This is a genomic window from Streptomyces sp. NPDC006134 (assembly GCF_040628835.1).
Lineage (GTDB): Bacteria > Actinomycetota > Actinomycetes > Streptomycetales > Streptomycetaceae > Streptomyces.
This window is the reverse complement of record NZ_JBEXTV010000026.1, coordinates 63,267-80,670: the sequence shown is the minus strand read 5'-3', so window position 1 is coordinate 80,670 and position 17,404 is coordinate 63,267. Positions and strand designations below refer to the sequence as shown.

General features: G+C 72.3%; 15 protein-coding genes. 5 read left to right on the top strand and 10 right to left on the bottom strand.

The window, feature by feature from the left end; all coding sequences use genetic code 11:
* Nucleotides 1-176: 176 nt before the first annotated feature.
* The 4 genes from ABZ340_RS18900 to ABZ340_RS18885 all read left to right on the top strand — a co-directional run bounded on the left by ABZ340_RS18900 (nt 177) and on the right by ABZ340_RS18885 (nt 3,899).
* Nucleotides 177-1,238, top strand: a complete 1,062-nt coding sequence (locus ABZ340_RS18900; protein WP_358782927.1) for an ATP-binding cassette domain-containing protein — start codon at nt 177-179, stop codon at nt 1,236-1,238.
* Complete coding sequence (locus tag ABZ340_RS18895; protein WP_358782896.1) at nt 1,228-2,136, top strand: ABC transporter permease; 909 nt, start codon at nt 1,228-1,230, stop codon at nt 2,134-2,136. Before ABZ340_RS18900 ends, ABZ340_RS18895 begins: the two co-directional genes overlap by 11 nt.
* A gap of 122 nt (nt 2,137-2,258) precedes the next feature.
* The gene (locus ABZ340_RS18890) at nt 2,259-3,170 is read left to right on the top strand and encodes an ABC transporter ATP-binding protein (protein WP_358782895.1); all 912 of its coding nucleotides are present in this window, start codon (nt 2,259-2,261) and stop codon (nt 3,168-3,170) included.
* A 9-nt stretch (nt 3,171-3,179) separates the two neighbouring features.
* Nucleotides 3,180-3,899 carry an ABC transporter permease subunit gene (locus tag ABZ340_RS18885; RefSeq protein WP_358782894.1) on the top strand — a complete coding sequence of 240 codons (720 nt, stop codon included), beginning with the start codon at nt 3,180-3,182 and terminating at the stop codon, nt 3,897-3,899.
* A 511-nt stretch (nt 3,900-4,410) separates the two neighbouring features.
* Here ABZ340_RS18885 and ABZ340_RS18880 read toward each other — a convergent pair.
* The 9 genes from ABZ340_RS18880 to ABZ340_RS18840 all read right to left on the bottom strand — a co-directional run bounded on the left by ABZ340_RS18880 (nt 4,411) and on the right by ABZ340_RS18840 (nt 14,860).
* Nucleotides 4,411-5,229, bottom strand: coding sequence for an HAD family hydrolase (locus tag ABZ340_RS18880; protein WP_358782893.1), 819 nt, complete (start codon nt 5,227-5,229; stop codon nt 4,411-4,413).
* Nucleotides 5,226-6,503 (bottom strand): serine--tRNA ligase, encoded by a 1,278-nt coding sequence (serS, locus tag ABZ340_RS18875; protein WP_358782892.1) that lies wholly within the window; start codon nt 6,501-6,503, stop codon nt 5,226-5,228. Before serS ends, ABZ340_RS18880 begins: the two co-directional genes overlap by 4 nt.
* Nucleotides 6,504-7,195: 692 nt before the next feature.
* On the bottom strand, nt 7,196-8,128 hold the full coding sequence (gene pheA / locus ABZ340_RS18870) for a prephenate dehydratase (protein WP_358782891.1): 933 nt from the start codon (nt 8,126-8,128) through the stop codon (nt 7,196-7,198).
* A gap of 197 nt (nt 8,129-8,325) precedes the next feature.
* Nucleotides 8,326-9,618 carry an iron uptake transporter deferrochelatase/peroxidase subunit gene (gene efeB / locus ABZ340_RS18865; RefSeq protein ID WP_358782890.1) on the bottom strand — a complete coding sequence of 431 codons (1,293 nt, stop codon included), beginning with the start codon at nt 9,616-9,618 and terminating at the stop codon, nt 8,326-8,328.
* An 8-nt stretch (nt 9,619-9,626) separates the two neighbouring features.
* The gene (locus ABZ340_RS18860; RefSeq protein ID WP_358782889.1) at nt 9,627-11,678 is read right to left on the bottom strand and encodes a copper resistance protein CopC; all 2,052 of its coding nucleotides are present in this window, start codon (nt 11,676-11,678) and stop codon (nt 9,627-9,629) included.
* An 11-nt stretch (nt 11,679-11,689) separates the two neighbouring features.
* Nucleotides 11,690-12,187: a copper chaperone PCu(A)C gene (locus ABZ340_RS18855; protein WP_358782888.1), complete on the bottom strand. Its 498-nt coding sequence runs from the start codon at nt 12,185-12,187 to the stop codon at nt 11,690-11,692.
* Nucleotides 12,184-12,840 (bottom strand): SCO family protein, encoded by a 657-nt coding sequence (locus tag ABZ340_RS18850; protein WP_358782887.1) that lies wholly within the window; start codon nt 12,838-12,840, stop codon nt 12,184-12,186. Before ABZ340_RS18850 ends, ABZ340_RS18855 begins: the two co-directional genes overlap by 4 nt.
* A gap of 89 nt (nt 12,841-12,929) precedes the next feature.
* A complete protein-coding gene (locus ABZ340_RS18845; RefSeq protein WP_358782886.1) occupies nt 12,930-13,718 on the bottom strand; it encodes a YcnI family protein in 789 nt (262 codons plus the stop codon).
* 275 nt (nt 13,719-13,993) lie between these two features.
* Nucleotides 13,994-14,860 carry a hypothetical protein gene (locus tag ABZ340_RS18840; protein ID WP_358782885.1) on the bottom strand — a complete coding sequence of 289 codons (867 nt, stop codon included), beginning with the start codon at nt 14,858-14,860 and terminating at the stop codon, nt 13,994-13,996.
* 221 nt (nt 14,861-15,081) lie between these two features.
* Here ABZ340_RS18840 and ABZ340_RS18835 point away from each other — a divergent pair, with 221 nt between their 5' ends.
* Nucleotides 15,082-15,549, top strand: coding sequence for an ATP-binding protein (locus ABZ340_RS18835; RefSeq protein ID WP_358782884.1), 468 nt, complete (start codon nt 15,082-15,084; stop codon nt 15,547-15,549).
* 307 nt (nt 15,550-15,856) lie between these two features.
* On the opposite strand, the gene ABZ340_RS18830 is transcribed toward ABZ340_RS18835, so the two are convergent.
* A complete protein-coding gene (locus ABZ340_RS18830) occupies nt 15,857-17,320 on the bottom strand; it encodes an aminopeptidase P family protein (RefSeq protein WP_358782883.1) in 1,464 nt (487 codons plus the stop codon).
* Nucleotides 17,321-17,404: the final 84 nt, after the last annotated feature.

The following is a 17,404-nucleotide window of genomic DNA, read 5'->3' as shown; positions in this document are numbered from 1 at the left end:
GCCGAATCTCCCAGTTGTTAGACCTGACGTCAATAGAAGGACCGCGTCCCGGGCGGCCGGCCGTCTCGCTCGGGCAGGGGGTCCCCTACGGGCCCGTACGACTGGAGTCGGACACCAAGACGGCTCTCCGGTCTGACGACCGGCGTGGCGGGCGTCACTACCGTCGAAGCGTGACTGTGATCGCGACCGAAAGCCTGAGCAAGCGGTTCCCCAAGGTGACCGCCCTCGACCGGCTCACCGTGGACATCGGGCCCGGTGTCACCGGACTCGTCGGCGCCAACGGGGCCGGCAAGTCGACCCTGATCAAGATCTTGCTGGGTCTGTCCCCCGCCACCGAGGGCCGCGCCGAGGTGCTCGGACTCGACGTCGCCACCGAGGGGGGCGCCATCCGCGAGCGGGTCGGGTACATGCCGGAGCACGACTGCCTGCCGCCGGACGTCTCTGCCACCGAGTTCGTCGTCCACATGGCGCGCATGTCCGGCCTGCCGCCCACCGCCGCGCGCGAGCGCACCGCGGACACCCTGCGCCACGTCGGCCTCTACGAGGAGCGCTACCGCCCCATCGGCGGCTACTCCACCGGCATGAAGCAGCGCGTGAAGCTCGCCCAGGCACTCGTCCACGACCCGCAGCTGGTCTTCCTCGACGAGCCGACCAACGGCCTCGACCCGGTCGGCCGCGACGAGATGCTCGGCCTGATCCGCCGCGTCCACACCGACTTCGGCATCTCGGTCCTGGTCACCTCCCACCTGCTGGGCGAACTGGAACGCACCTGCGACCACGTCGTCGTCATCGACGGCGGCAAGCTGCTGCGCGCCAGCTCCACCACCGACTTCACCCAGACCACGACCACCCTCGCGATCGAGGTCACCGACACCGACGCGCACCCCGACGGCACCCGCGCGGTGCGCGACGCGCTCCACGCGCGCGGGGTGACCGTCCAGGACGGCAGCGGCCTGCCGGGCGCGGGCCACGTCCTGCTGCTCACCGCGACGGGCGACGAGACCTACGACCTGGTCCGGGACGTCATCGCGGACCTCGGCCTGGGCCTGGTGCGCATGGAGCAGCGCCGGCACCACATCGCCGAGGTCTTCACCCGCGATGACGAGCGGGATGGTCGGGACGAGCGGGATGGTCGGGACGAGCGGGATGGTCGGGACGAGCGGGATGGCCGGGACGAGCGGGATGGCCGGGACGAGCGAGACGAGCAGCGGAAGGAGGCCGTCGGCCATGGCGGCTGAACAGCCCACGGCGGCACCCCCGGGTGACCAGACCCGTATCCACAACATCGGCTACCGCTCCTACGACGGCCCCCGCCTCGGCCGCGCCTACGCCCGCCGCTCCCTCTACTCGCAGTCCCTGCGCGGCGCCTACGGCCTCGGCCGCTCGGCCAAGTCCAAGGTGCTGCCGATGCTGCTGTTCGTCGTGATGTGCGTCCCCGCGGCGATCATGGTCGCCGTGGCCGTCGTCACCAAGTCGAACGAGCTGCCCCTCGACTACACGCGCTACGCGATCGTCATGCAGGCCGTCATCAGCTTGTACGTCGCCTCGCAGGCCCCCCAGTCGGTCTCCCGCGACCTGCGCTTCAAGACCGTGCCGCTGTACTTCTCGCGGCCCATCGAGACCTCCGACTACGTACGCGCCAAGTACGCGGCGCTGGCCTCGGCGATGTTCCTCCTCACCGCCGCCCCGCTGCTGGTGCTCTACATCGGCGCGCTGCTGGCCAAGCTGGACTTCGCCGACCAGACCGAAGGATTCGCACAGGGACTCGTCTCCGTGGCACTGCTCTCCCTGCTCTTCGCCGGCATCGGCCTGGTCGTCGCCTCGGTCACGCCGCGGCGCGGCTTCGGCATCGCGGCCGTCATCGCCGTCCTGACCATCACCTACGGCGCGGTCTCCACCCTCCAGGCCATCGCGGAGGTGCAGGGCAGCACCGGGGCCGTCGCCTGGATCGGGCTGTTCTCGCCGATCACCCTCATCGACGGCGTGCAATCGGCGTTCCTCGGCGCCCCCTCGGCCTTCCCCGGCGGGTCCGGCCCCGGTACCGCGGAGGGCGTGGTCTACGTCCTGGTCACCCTGGGCCTGATCGCCGCGAGCCACGGCCTGCTGATGCGCCGCTACCGGAAGGCGGGACTGTGACCACGTATCCGGAAGGCGGGACTGTGACCACGTACCCGGAAGGCGGGGCTGCGACCACGTACAGGACGGGACTGTGACCACGTACAGGACGGGACTGTGACCACGTACAAGAAGGCGGGACTGTGACCACACTGACCATCGACCACGTCTCCCGCTGGTTCGGCAACGTGGTCGCCGTCAACGACATCACCATGACCATCGGCCCCGGCGTCACCGGCCTCCTCGGCCCCAACGGCGCCGGGAAATCCACCCTCATCAACATGATGGGCGGCTTCCTGGCCCCCTCCACCGGCACCGTCACCCTCGACGGGCAGCCGGTGTGGCGCAACGAGGCGATCTACCGGCACATCGGCATCGTCCCCGAACGGGAGGCGATGTACGACTTCCTCACCGGCCGCGAGTTCGTCCTGGCCAACGCCGAACTGCACGGCCTCGGCGCCAAGGAGGCCCGGAAGGCGCTCGCCACCGTCGAGATGGAGTACGCGCAGGACCGCAGGATCGCGACCTACTCCAAGGGCATGCGGCAGCGCGTGAAGATGGCCAGCGCCCTCGTCCACGACCCCTCCCTGCTCCTGCTCGACGAACCCTTCAACGGCATGGACCCGCGCCAGCGCATGCAGCTGATGGACCTGCTGCGGCGCATGGGCGACGAGGGCCGCACGGTGCTGTTCTCCTCGCACATCCTCGAAGAGGTCGAGCAGCTCGCCTGGCACATCGAGGTCGTCGTCGCCGGACGCCACGCCGCCAGCGGCGACTACCGCAGGATCCGCCGCCTGATGACCGACCGCCCCCACCGCTACCTGGTGCGTTCCAGCGACGACCGGGCCCTGGCCGCCGCGCTGATCGCCGACCCGTCGACGTCCGGCATCGAGGTCGACCACGCCGAGGGCGCGCTGCGCGTCCAGGCCGTCGACTTCGCCCGCTTCACGGCCCTGCTGCCGAAGGTCGCGCGGGACCACGGCATCCGGCTGCTCACGGTCTCGCCGTCCGACGAGTCCCTCGAGTCCGTCTTCTCGTACCTGGTCGCGGCGTAGGAGGCCGAAATGTACGACCCCACAGTCGCCCGGCTCACCTACCGGGCCCTGCTCGGCCGCCGCCGGGCCCTCATCCTGGGCGCGCTGCCCCTGCTGCTGCTCGTCATCGCCGTGGCGGTGCGCGCCCTGTCCGGAGCCGACGACCAGACCGCGGCCGACGTGCTGGGCGGATTCGCCCTCGCCACGATGGTCCCGATCATCGGTGTGATCGCCGGCACCGGCGCGATCGGCCCGGAGATCGACGACGGCTCGGTGGTGTACCTGCTGTCGAAGCCGGTCAAACGGCCGTCGATCATCTTCACCAAGCTGATCGTCGCGATCGCCGTGACGATGGTCTTCTCCGCCGTGCCGACGCTGATCGCCGGCCTGGTCCTCAACGGCAACGGCCAGCAGGTCGCCGTCGCCTACACGGTCGCCGCGCTGGTCGCCTCCATCGCGTACGCGGCCCTGTTCCTGCTGCTGGGGACGGTCTCCCGGCACGCGGTGGTGTTCGGGCTGGTCTACGCCCTGGTCTGGGAGGCGCTGTTCGGTTCCCTGGTACCCGGGGCGCGCACGCTGAGCGTCCAGCAGTGGTCGCTGGCGGTGGCGCAGAAGGTCGCCGACGGCAACCTGGTGACCTCGGACGTCGGCCTGCCGACGGCGACGGTGCTGCTGGCCGCGGTGACCGTGCTGGCGACCTGGTACGCCGGACGGAAACTCCGGTCGCTGACACTGGCCGGAGAGGAATGACAGGCTCCGGACCCCGCGGCGGGACTTTCCCGTTTCCGCGGCGGGGCTTCCCGTTTTCCGCGGCGGGGCTCCCCCGGTCGATCGGTGGCGCCCTGGCCGGTGATTAGTGGCGCCCTGGCGGGTGATTAATCGGTGGCGCCCCGTCCGGCCCGTCCGCACACTGATGGTGTCCGCGCCGCCGGGATCGTGCCGGGTTCGTGCCGGGTTCGTGCCGGGATCGTGGTGGCGCCGTGATCCGGGAGAGGAGCTGGGCGACGTCCCCGCACGACAGGACGTCCGGCTCCCGGCAGGGCAGCCCGCGGCGGGCTCCGGAGCAGTCACCACTCCTCCGTCGAGCCCGCCCCGCACGGGAGCTGCCCGGGGCGGCCGCTTCGAGCACGCGGCGCGTGGGGACCGCGTGGGCCGCCCTCCCCCGGAGCGTCGGCCGGGAGACGAGACACCGGTTCGCCGAGCCGAGGCCGGGACACCCCGCGCGCGTTCGGCCCGTGCCTCCTCCGCCGGCCGCCGGGCGTCAGCCCAGCAACCGCTCCAGCACCACCGCGATGCCGTCCTCGTCGTTGGAGGACGTCACCTCGTCGGCGACCGCCTTGAGCTCCTCGTGGGCGTTGGCCATGGCCACACCCCGCGCCGCCCAGCCGAACATCGGGATGTCGTTGGGCATGTCGCCGAAGGCGATCGTCTCCGCGGCCTTCACGCCGAGGCGGCGGGCCGCCAGGGACAGGCCGGTGGCCTTGGACAGGCCGAGGGGAAGCAGTTCGACGATGCCCGCGCCGGCCATGGTGACCGTGACGAAACCGCCCGCGGCCTGCCGGGCCACCTCGGCCAGCTCGTCGTCCGACAGCGTCGGGTGCTGCACGTAGATCTTGTTCAGTGGCGCGGACCACAGGTCGGAGGCGTCGGTGAAGGGAACCGACGGCAGGGAGCCGTGTGCCTCGTAACCGGGGCCGACCAGGACCTCGCCGTCGAGGCCGTCACGGCTGGCCGCCAGGTACAGCGGACCGGTCTCCGCCTCGATCTTGGCCAGCGCCACCCCGGCCAGCTGCCGGTCCAGGGTCACCGACGTCAGCAGGCGGTGCGCCCCGGCGTCGTAGACCTGGGCGCCCTGCCCGCACACCGCGAGCCCGTCGTAACCGAGGTCGTCGAGGATGTGACGGGTCCAGGGCACGGCACGGCCGGTGACGACGATGTGGGCGGCGCCCGCCGCGGTGGCCGCGGCGAGCGCCTCACGGGTGCGCTGCGAGACCGAGTCGTCGGAACGCAGCAGCGTCCCGTCGAGGTCGGTCGCGATCAGCCGGTACGGAAGGCCCGCGGCGGAATCCGGCTCGCTCACTTGGCCACCGGTTCCAGGACCTCCCGGCCGCCCAGGTACGGACGCAGCACCTCGGGCACGCGCACCGAGCCGTCGGCCTGCTGGTGGTTCTCCAGGATCGCCACGATCGTGCGCGGTACGGCGCACAGGGTGCCGTTGAGCGTCGCCAGCGGGCGCACCTTCTTGTCCTCGCGGACCCGGATCGACAGGCGGCGGGACTGGAACTCGGTGCAGTCCGAGGTCGAGGTCAGCTCGCGGTACTTGCCCTGGGTCGGGATCCACGCCTCACAGTCGAACTTGCGGGCGGCCGAGGCGCCGAGGTCGGCGGAGGCGACGTCGATCACGCGGAACGGCAGCTCCAGCGAGGTCAGCCACTGCTTCTCCCACTCCAGCAGCCGCCGGTGTTCCTCCTGCGACTCCTCCGGGGTGACGTAGGAGAACATCTCGACCTTGTCGAACTGGTGGACGCGGAAGATGCCCCGCGTGTCCTTGCCGTGCGACCCGGCCTCACGGCGGAAGCAGGGCGAGAAGCCCGCGTAGCGCAGCGGCAGGCGGTCGGCGTCGATGATCTCGTCCATGTGGTACGCGGCCAGCGCCACCTCGGACGTGCCGACCAGGTACAGGTCGTCGTCGGCCAGGTGGTAGACGTCCTGGGCCGCCTGGCCGAGGAAGCCGGTGCCCGCCATCGACTGGGGGCGCACCAGCGCCGGCGTCAGCATCGGCGTGAAGCCGGCCGCCGTGGCCTGTGCCATCGCCGCGTTCACCAGCGCGAGCTCCAGCAGGGCGCCGACACCGGTGAGGAAGTAGAAGCGGGAGCCGGAGACCTTGGCGCCGCGCTCGACGTCGATGGCGCCGAGCAGCTGGCCGAGCTCCAGGTGGTCCCTGGGCTCGAAGCCCTCGGCGGCGAAGTCGCGGATCGTGCCGTGCGTCTCCAGCGTGACGAAGTCCTCTTCGCCGCCGACGGGCACGTCGGGGTGGACGAGGTTGCCGAGCTTCTGGAGCAGCTCCTGGGTCTCGGCGTCGGCCGCGTCGCGCTCGGCGTCGGCGGCCTTGACGTCGGCGGCGAGCCGGCTCGCCTTCTTCAGCAGTTCGGCCTTCTCGTCCCCGGTGGCCTTGCCGATGAGCTTGCCGAGCGCCTTCTGCTCGGCGCGCAGCTCGTCGAAGCGGACGCCGGACGACCTGCGCCGCTCGTCGGCAGAGAGGAGGGAGTCGACGAGCGCGACGTCCTCTCCACGGGCGCGCTGGGACGCGCGCACACGGTCGGGGTCCTCACGGAGCAGGCGAAGGTCAATCACGCGGTCAAGGCTACCGGTGCGGGGTGACAGCCCACGACTCCGTATTCACCGCCGTGCATGACGTTCCACTATGCGGCAATTGCCCCAGGTATTCCCGACCGTCAACAAAAAGTGTCTCATTACCTGGACGAGGCAGATGTGCCGGGCGTCCGGTTGACCGGACTGCCTTGTGGGGGCGGGGATTTGGGGCCGTGGTTGTCCACAGGAATCCACACCCCCGGAGAGTTATCCACAGGCTGTGCGAAAGTTCTGTGGACCACGGAATTGGCCATTCCGAATCGGGCATCCCGGACGAAGGATTCCCGGTTCAAACCCGCTTCCGACGCACTTTCGAGTGGAAACGGGTCACTCCGACGAGTGGAGCGGGGGAAACGGGTGGACGAAGGATGACCCGCCCCTCTGTGGACGAAGTGGGGGCCTGTGGGGTGATTTGTCGACCGACGGGCCTTCCGTTGTCGACTTGTCCCCAGGTCGAGATGAGGACCTGTGGATAACTTCTGTGGAAAACACCGTCCATCCATCCACCACCGGACAGGAGCGGCCGTGCCCGGACGCGAACGGTGCCGACCGGACGCGAACAGTGCCGACCGGACACGAACAGTGGCAGCCAGGCGCGAGCGGTGGCAGCCAGGCGCGAGCGGTGCTGGCCGGACACGAGTGGTGGCAGCCGGACGCGAGCGGTGGCGGCCTGGTCAGAACCTGCCGTCCTGGCAGCGTGCCACCCAGTCCGCCGCCGCGGCGAACTCCTCGTCCGAGGTCCCCGGTCGCGGCGGCCGCACGTCCGCCACCGTCACGTCGGCCCGCGGATAGGAGCCGAGGAAGCGTACCTGGAGGCAGATCCGCTTCAGCCCCATCAGCGCCTCCGCCACCCTCCGGTCGGAGATGTGGCCCTCGGCGTCGATGCAGAAGCAGTAGTTGCCGATGCCGGCGCCGGTCGGACGGGACTGGAGCAGCATGAGGTTGATGCCGCGCGTGGCGAACTCGCCCAGCAGGTCACGCAGGCCGCCGGGGTGGTCGTCGCGCTGCCACAGCACCACGGACGTCTTGTCGGCGCCGGTCGGCGCGGCCGGCCGGGCGGGCCGGCCGACCAGCACGAACCGCGTCTGGGCGTTCTCCGCGTCGTGGATCCCGGTCTCCAGGGCCTCGAGGCCGTACCGGGCGGCGGCGAACTCGCCGGCGAAGGCCGCGTCGTACCGGCCCTCCTGCACCAGGCGGGCGCCGTCGGCGTTGGAGGCGGCCGACTCCCACACGGCGTCGGGCAGGTTCCGCTTCAGCCAGTTGCGCACCTGGGGCTGGGCGGCCGGGTGCGCGGTCACCGTCTTGATGTCCGACAGCCGGGTGCCGGGGCGGACCAGCAGTGCGAAGGTGATCGACAGCAGCACCTCGCGGTAGATCATCAGCGGCTGGCCCGCCACCAGTTCGTCGAGGGTGGTGGTGATGCCGCCCTCGACGGAGTTCTCGATCGGCACGAACGCGGCCTCGGCCTCGCCGGTGCGCACCGCGTCCAGCGCGGACTGCACGGACACGTACGGGACCAACTCCCGGGTCGCCGCCTCCGGAAGCGTGCGCAGGGCGACTTCGGTGAAGGTGCCTTCAGGGCCGAGATACGCATAGCTCGCTGGCATGTCCTCACCCTAATGGGCCCGATACGGCGCGCGGGCCGCTTCCCCGGCACGTCACACCGCCGCCCTGGTACGCCACACCGCCACTCCGGTACGCCACACCGCCGCCCCGGTACGCCACGCCGCCGCCCCGGTACGCCACGCCGCCGCCCCGGCACGTCACGCCGCCGCCCCGGCACGCCACGCCGCCGGGCGACGGCTCACCCCTCCAGCAGCCGCTGCCCCACGTACTCGCCCTCCGCGGCCCCGCCCGGCACCGCGAACAGGCCGCTCGCCTCGTGCCGGACGAACGCCGACAGCGCGTCCCCGCGGTCCAGCTTGCGCTGCACCGGCACGAACCCGCGCAGCGGATCGGCCTGCCAGCAGATGAACAGCAGGCCCGCGTCCGGCACGCCGTCGGTGTCGAAGCCGTCGTGGTAGGAGAAGGGACGCCGCAGCATGGCCGCGCCGCCGTTCTGGTCGGGGCGGGTGATGCGGGCGTGCGCGTTGACCGGGACGACCAGGTTGCCCTCGGCGTCCGTCTTCTCCAGGTCCATCTCGGTCGTCTCCGACCCCCCGGTCAGCGGCGCCCCGTCCGCCTTCCGGCGGCCGATGACGTCCTCCTGCTCCTTGCCCGACAGCTTCTCCCAGTCGTCCAGGAGCATGCGGATACGGCGTACGACGACGTAGGAGCCGTTCGCCATCCACGCGGGCTCGCCGTCCGCCGGGACGAAGATCCGCCGGTCGAAGTCGGCGTCGGACGGCTTGGGGTTGTTGGTGCCGTCGACCTGGCCCATCAGGTTGCGGGCCGTCATGGGATGGGCGGTGGCGCCCGGCGAGCGGTTGAAGCCGTTCATCTGCCAGCGGACACGGGCGGCGGAGCCCGCGTCCTTCTGGATCGCGCGCAGGGCGTGGAAGGCGACGAGGGCGTCGTCGGCGCCGATCTGCACCCACAGGTCGCCGTCGCTGCGCTTCTTGTCGAGCCGGTCGGAGGAGAAGTCGGGCAGCGGGTCGAGGGCGACGGGGCGCTGCTTCTCCAGGCCGGTGCGGGCGAAGAAGCTGTGCCCGAAGCCGAAGGTGACCGTCAGAGACGACGGTCCGGCGTCCCGGGCCACATCGGTGTCGCCGTGCGCGGCCGGCTCGCCCGCCATCAGCCGCCGGGCCGTCTCCGACCAGCGGCGCAGCAGCGCGGCGGCCTCCTTGCGGCCGGCGCCCGCCGCCAGGTCGAAGGCGACGAGGTGGCCGCGCGCCTGCATCGGCGTGGTGATGCCGGGCTGATGTTTCCCGTGAAACATCACCTGTCCGGCGCCGAGCGAGGTCAGCGGCGTCGCCCCGGAGGGCGCGGCGGCGTACCCCACGGCGCCGCCCGCCGCACCGAGCACGAGCCCGGTGGCGCCGGCGGTGCCGAGCAGCCGCCGCCGGGAGATGCCGTCCGTGCGGGAGGTGTCCTTCGCAGTGGTCTCCCCCAGGGCCGTGTCCGGCGTACGGGCCTGCGGAATGGACTGGTCAGCCATGGTGCGGTTCAGCCGATCTGCGCGTTCTTGGAGACGGTCACCTGGTCGATGTCGGAGGTCCGCACGGTCGCGGCGATCTTCCAGCCGCCGGCCATGGGGATCTGCACTCCGCTCGCCGACCAGTGTCCGGTGGTGATGTGGTCGGGGACGACGGGCAGCGGCCCGATGTCCCGGGACTCCAGGGTGAAGGCGAGCTTCACCTCGGGGACGTCGAAGGCGCGCCCGTCCGGCCGCTCGACGTAGACGTGCACGGCGTTGGAGCCCGGCCGCCCGGGGTCGAGCTCGACCCGCACGACGCCCTTGCCGTCCTCGCCGCCGGTGTCGAACGGCATGTCCAGGGTCAGCGTCCCGGAAGCGGAGGGTGGTACGGCCTGCGACGAGGACGAGGACGAGGACGAGGACGAGGACGAGACCGCAGCCGCGGCCTCCTGCTCCGTACGCCCCGGCTCGCTCTGCGTCAGCGCGGTCGTCACGGCGAGCAGCACCACCGCGACACCCGCCTCGGCGAGCACCGAGCGGCGCAGTCCGAAACGGTGCGGATCGGCGTCCCGCATCCGCTTCTGCCGCGCGGCGTCCCGCGCGGCCCGCTGCCGGGCGAGCTGAGCGGCCCGCACCGGATCGGCGGCGCCCTCCTCGGAGCCGGCGGGGTCCGGCTCTCCGGAGCCGGCGCCGGTGCCGCCCGAAGCCGCGGCCCCCTCGGCGGCCGGCTTCCCCGAGCCGCCGGCGAGGGCCTTCTCGGAACCATCCGCGAGGGCGCCCTCGGAACCGCCGGCGGCGGCCCGCACCCCGGCGGGCTCCTTCTCCCGCTCCTCACCCGCGGCCGACGGCACCGGCCCGGCCAGCCGGGCCGTCCACCTCCGTGAGACGGCCGCGATGCCGACGAGCACCACGACGAGCCCGATCTTCACGAGCAGCAGCTGCCCGTACCGGGTCTCGGTGAAGGCCGACCAGGACCCGAGCTGGCGCCAGGACTGGTAGGCGCCCGTCGCCACCAGGGCGATCACGCTGCCGAACGCGAGGCGCGAGAACCGGCGTACGGCACCCGCCTCGACCGGCGTCTCGGCGGGTGCCCGGTACAGCGCGACGAGCAGGGCGGTGAGTCCGCCGAGCCAGGCGGCGACGGCCAGCAGGTGGACGACGTCGACCGGCATGGCGATGCCGGGCTGGAGCCCGGTGGAGGCGTGCTCGGCCATCGCCCAGCTCGCGGCGAGCCCGGCCGCGACGACGGTGCCGCCGACCGAGAGCCCGAAGGTCAGGTCGCGTCTCTCCGCCTCCTCGCGCTTGTCGTACGCGCCGAAGAGCACGGCCACGAACAGCGCCGCCGCGGCGAGCAGCAGCAGCCGGGAGACCAGCGCCGCGCCGGTCTTGGTCTGGAGCACCTGTCCGAGCAGCTCCAGGTCGAAGATGTCGCCGATCTTCCCGGAGCCGGTGTACGAGCCCCGCAGGAGCAGCAGCACCAGCGTGGACGCGGTGAGCGCGACCCATCCGGAGACGACGAGCCGCTGCACGGCCCGCACCCCCGACCCCCGCTGCCAGCAGGCGAGCACGAAGGCGGCACCGCCGGCCAGCACGATGAAACCGGCGTACGACACGTACCGCCCGAGCCCGTACAGCCAGCCGACGACTCCGCCTCCGGCCGTCTGCGCGGCCACCGACACGGACGTCTCGGAGGGCGCGCCGATGGAGAAGGTGTAGGCGCCGGCGACGGGATGGCTGTCGGCGGACACCACCTGGTAGGCCACCGTGTACGTGCCGTCGGGCAGGCCCGCGTGGAGTTTCACGGCGTACGTCGTGCCGCCGGTGTGGGCCGGCGCCCCGTCGTCGACGCGTTCGCCCTTGGGGCCGAGCACGCGCAGCGAGTCGCCGTCCGTCGACACCTCCTCGGAGAAGGTGAGCGACACCACGGCCGGCGCCTTGTCGACCACCGCCCCCTGCCGGGGGTCGCTGCCGGTCAGCGCGGCGTGTGCGGAGGCCGGGGCGGCACCGGCGAACAGCGTGCCGACGACCGCCAGGAACAGCAGCACCAGGGGCCGGACGCGAGGGGCGATGGTCCGTGTCACAGGGGCCTCCCTCAGTGTCCGGCCGACGGGCGGTACGTGGCCGGCTTCACCGGCAGCTCGGCGCGGACGGGGTCGGAGTGGGCGAAGTGCAGCTCGACGGAGACCTTCTCACCCTCCTTCGGCCGGTGCTTCAGCTTTTCGAACATCAGATGGCTGCCGCCGCTTTCGAGCACCAGCCGGCCGTGCGCGGGCACCGCGAGGGAACCGGCCTCCTTCATCACCCCGCCGACGGTCTCGTGCACGGTGACCTCGCCCAGGTCGCTGGTGACCGAGGTCAGCTCGTCCTTCGTACCGCCCTCGTTGGTGAGGGTCAGGAACCCGGCCGCCATGGAGTCGGAGACGGGCTGCGGCATGTAGGCGGCGCTGACCGAGAGCTCGGCCGGAGAGCCGGAGCCGGAGCCGGAGCCGGAACCGGAACCGGATCCGGAGCCTGAGCCGTCCGCGCCGCAGCCGGACAGGAGCAGCGCGGCGCCGAGGGCCGCGGCGAGGGGGACGGCCGGACGCCTCACGGCTTGGCTCCCGTGATGAGCTTGGGCAGGTCCTCGGTGTAGTCGTCGACGTCGGCGTCCTCGCCGTACAGGACGTATCCCGCGTCGGTCTTCGGCGAGAAGGCGATGACCTGGGTGCCGTGCATGGAGACGACCTTGCCGTTCTTGTCCTTCTCCGGCGGTTCGATGGAGATGCCCAGGGTGCGGGCGCCGGCCTGGATGGTGGCGAAGTCGCCGGTCAGGCCGACGATGTCGGAGTCGATGCCCTTGAGCCAGCTGCCGAGCGCGGCGGGGGTGTCGCGTTCGGGGTCGGTCGTGACGAACACGACGCGCAGCTTGTCCTGCTCGGCCTTGGGCAGCTGCTTCTTGGCCACGGCGATGTTGTTCATCGTCAGCGGGCACACGTCGGGGCAGTGGGTGTAGCCGAAGTACAGCAGGGTCGGCCGCCCCGCGGTCTCCTCACGGAAGTCGTACTTCTTCCCGTGCGTGTCGGTGAGGACCAGGTCCGGCTTCTCGAACGGCTTGTCGAGCACGGTGGCGGCCTTCTGGCTGCCGGCTTCCTCGGAGACCACGGCGACGGGCTGGTCGCCGTCACCGCCGCTGCCGCAGGCGGTCAGGGTCAGGGAAGCGGCGGCGAGCAGCGCCGCAGCCGCGGCGAACGTCTTCTTGCGCATAGAAAAATGTCCCAGATGTGAGTGCTCCGGCGCGCACCGGGGTCCTCCGGGCCCGTCGGCCCCGGTGCGCACCGCGAACGGAGAGATCGTCAGGCGGTGCCGCGCCGGCGCCCGGCGAACACGCCGTAGACCACGCCCGCCGCGCCGACGACGATGCCGGCGATGCCGAGCACCCGGGCGGTGGTGTCGGTGCCGTCGGACGACGAGCCGGCCGCGGCGGTGTTCCCGGCCGCGGACCCGGTGTCGCCGGAGCCCTTCTCGGAGGAGGCACCGGAGGCACCGGAGGAGTCAGCGGAACCGGAGGAATCGGAGGAGTCGGAGGCGCCGTGGCCGTGGTCGTCCTCGGTCTCGGACAGCTCCAGCACCGGAGCCGGGCTCTCGGGCTCCTCCTGGCCTTCCTGCGGCACCTCGATCCAGCGGACGACCTCCTTGTTGGAGTACGTCTGGATCGCCTTGAAGACCATCTGGTCGGCGTCCTCGGGCAGCGCGCCGACGGAGACCGGGAACTTCTGGAAGAAGCCCGGCCGGATGCCGTCCCCGTCGGCGGTCCAGGTGACCTTGCTGACCGCCTCGGTGATCTTCCGTCCGTGGGACTCGATCGGCTTGTCCAGCGTGGACTTGGTCACCTTGATGTCCCAGCCCTGGACCGGCTGCGGCATCACGGACGCCAGCGGCTGGTCGGCGGGGAAGGTGACCTCGACCTTGGTGGTGGAGGCGTTGTCGCGCTCGTTGGGGACCTTGAAATCGACGACCGCGTACCCGCCCTTGGCGGCCTCGCCCTCCGGCTGCACGGTGACGTGCGCGAAGGCGGGGGCGGACAGGGCGAGGACGGCGGCACCGGCGGCGGCGCCGGCGGCGGCGATACGGGAAGCCATCATGGCAGAAGCACTCCGCTTCGAGTGAGGCCCCGGCAGGAAGCACCGGAGCGGTGAAAGGACCAAGGACTGCGGAAGGGAAGAGGGCGCGGGTGCGCGGCGGCGATCCGCCGGCCCGGGACCACGCGGGGTCGTGCGGGGCCGTACGGAGCCACGGTGACAGTGCCGGTCACGGACGGACCGGACGAGCGCACGCGCGCGTGCCGCACGACGGCGGCCCCCTCCGGTCCCCGGGCTTTCGGCCGAAAGCGGCGGTGCGGAGTGATGGTCGCGTCGCGTCAGGCGGCGAGGGCGAGCGCGGCGCGCGGCGGCCCGCGCCTGATCACGGTGTGCTGGAGGACGGTGGTGCGCAGCCGGGGCGGCGCCGGCAGGGCGGCCCGCGGACGCGGACCGTTCCCGGGCGCGCTCGGGAGCCCGGCGTGCAGGGCGCGCACCAGCGCCAGCGCCCCGCGCAGGGCCCGTACGGCCGCCCCCTCGGCCACCAGGTGCGCCGAATGGGCCGACAGGTCCACCAGCCGGGCCAGGGCCAGGTCGCCGCGGCGCAGCAGCCAGCCCGCGGCGAGGGCCGCGAGGACGTGACCGAGCAGCATGGGCAGGGACGGCAGCAGCGACACCGGCGAGTCCGCGGCGGCGGTCAGCGCGCCCGCCGGGTGGTGGGCGACGGCACCGGGGTCCGGGGCCACGCGCGCGTCGGTGAGGATCCGCCGGGCCTCTGCCGGGCTGAGCGCCGCCGCCGTGGTCCCGCACACCAGGTGTGCGGCCTGCCGGACCAGCGACGCGTCACCGGCGGAGGCGGCCTGTCCCGCCGCCGCGCCGTGCTGCCCCAGCCCGAACAACGTGTGCAGGGCGATCTGGCCGCCCGCGAGCAGCGCCGCGATCCCGGGCAGCGAGCGAGCCCGCCCGGCGAGCGGCACGGCCACCGCGACCGCCCCGAGGAAGCCCGCGCCCAGCGCCCACGGCGGGACGGCGGCGCAGGAGGCCGGCACATGTCCCGCCGCCGACAGCGCGACGCAGACCGCGGCGAACACCACGGCCCGCAGGATCCTCAGATCCCGCGGGTCCGTGCGGACGCCGGAGCCGCCGGGGACCCGCGGATCCCTCGGCTCGCTTCCGGAGCGCGCCGCGCGCTGGTGGGGGGCAGTCATGGCGGGCTCATCATCCCACTGGCCCGGCCGGCGGCGTAGGGGAGGTCCGCAAAATGACGTACGACCGGAAAGTCCCCCTGGCGCGGGCCGTCCGTCCATACACCGAACGCCGCAACGGGCGCATCCGCCGTACGAGCGTCATCACGTCAACTCTGTGCTTACGCCCGCGCACTCGGGGCAATACGTAACGGTATGTCGAGCCGCGGCCGGGAGGCTGGAGCATGAGCATCTGGTGGTCACTCCATTTGCGGCGTGAGGCTGCGAGTGTGCCGCTGGCGCGTCGCCTGCTGCTCGGCACGATGGAGACCGCGGGCGTCGACCCCGACATCTCCTACGACCTCTCCATCGCCCTGAGCGAGGCCTGCGCCAACGCCGTGGAGCACGGCGGCGACACCGGGGACGGCGGCCCGTCGGAGGCCTATCGCGTCACCGCCTACCTCGACGGGGAGCGGTGCCGCATCGAGGTCGCCGACGCGGGGCCCGGCTTTCCCTCCGGTTCCGCCGGGCGGCCGGGCGGCCGGGCGGTCCGTCCCGCGTCCGCCGAGGCCGAGCACGGCCGCGGGCTGTGCCTCATCCAGGAGCTCGCCGACCACGTCCACATCGGCAACAAGCCGGGCCGGGGCGGGGCCGTGGTGAGCTTCGACAAGATCCTCAAGTGGCGGAAGGACGCGCCCCTGGTGGCGGTCTGACCGCCACCCCGGACAGGCGGACGGCCGGGCACGCACCAGCGCACCCGGCCGTCCGACTCCTGGTTGTCCGGCACTCGATCGTCCGGCACCCCTGCCTGGCACCCGGCTGCCCGGCACCCGGCCGTCCGTCACTCGATCGTCCGGCACTCGATCGTCCGGCCCCCCTGCCCGGCACCCGGCTGCCCGGCACCCGGCCGTCCGGCACTCGATCGTCCGGCATCCGGCTGCCCGGCACCCGGTCATCCGTCACCCGGCCGGTCGTCCCCCGGCCGTCACCCGACGCCCCCCGGCCGTCCGAGCCGCCGTGTCAGCCCTTCAGCGAGGCCATCCACGCCTCGACCTCGTCCGAGCGCCTCGGCAGCGCGGCGGACAGGTTCCGGTTGCCGTCCTCGGTGACCAGGATGTCGTCCTCGATGCGGACGCCGATGCCCCGGTACTCCTCCGGCACGGTCAGGTCGTCGGCCTGGAAGTACAGCCCCGGCTCCACCGTCAGGCACATGCCCGGCTCCAGCACGCCGTCGACGTACGTCTCGGTCCGCGCGGCGGCGCAGTCGTGGACGTCCATGCCGAGCATGTGGCCGGTGCCGTGCAGCGTCCAGCGGCGCTGGAGTCCCAGCTCCAGCACCCGCTCCACCGGGCCCTCGACCAGGCCCCACTCGACGAGCTTCTCGGCCAGCACGCGCTGCGCGGCGTCGTGGAAGTCGCGGTACTTGGCCCCCGGCTTCACCGCTGCGATGCCGGCCTTCTGGGCCTCGTACACCGCGTCGTAGATCTTCTTCTGGATCTCGTCGAAGCGGCCGTTGACCGGCAGCGTCCGCGTGACGTCGGCGGTGTAGTACGTGTGCGTCTCCACGCCCGCGTCCAGCAGCAGCAGGTCGCCGGAGCGGACCGGGCCGTCGTTGCGGACCCAGTGCAGCGTGCAGGCGTGCGGGCCGGCGGCGGCGATGGTGCCGTAACCGACGTCGTTGCCCTCCACGCGCGCGCGGAGGAAGAACGTGCCCTCGATGTAGCGCTCGCTCGTCGCCTCGGCCTTGTCGAGGACCTTCACCACGTCCTCGAAGCCGCGCACGGTGGAGTCGACGGCCTTCTGCAGCTCGCCGATCTCGAAGTCGTCCTTGACCAGCCGCATCTCGGAGAGGAAGACGCGCAGTTCCTCGTCGCGCTCGGCGGTGACCTTGTCGGTCAGCGCGGCCTCGATGCCGGCGTCGTACCCGCGCACGACGCGCACCGGGCCGGTGGCCTCCTTCAGCTTCCCGGCCAGCTCGCGCACGTCGGAGGCGGGGATGCCGTACAGCTTCTCGGCCTCGGTGAGGGAGTGGCGGCGGCCGACCCACAGTTCGCCCTGGCCGTCGAGCCAGAACTCGCCGTTCTCGCGGTTGGAGCGCGGCAGCAGGTAGATCGTCGCCTCGTGGCCCTCGCCCGCGGGCTCCAGGACCAGGACGCCGTCCTCGGTCTGGTTGCCGGTGAGGTACGCGTACTCGACCGACGCGCGGAAGGGGTACTCGGTGTCGTTCGAGCGGGTCTTCAGGTTGCCCGCGGGGATCACCAGGCGCTCGCCGGGGAAGCGCGCGGACAGCGCGGCGCGGCGGGCGGCGGTCTCGGCGGCCTGCGGGACGGGCGCGAGGTCGCGCAGCTCGGTGTCGGCCCAGCCGGTCTTCATGTTCTCGGCCAGCTCGTCGGACACGCCCGGGTACAGGCCGTTCTTGCGCTGCTTGATCGGCTCTTCCTCAGAAGTCTCCGGGGTCTCCGGGAGCTCCTCCGCCACGGTCATCCTCCTTGATACGGCACTGGACCACCCCCCATCGTACGGACGCGAGGAAGGAGACCCAGAGGCCGAAGGACCCGTCACACCGTG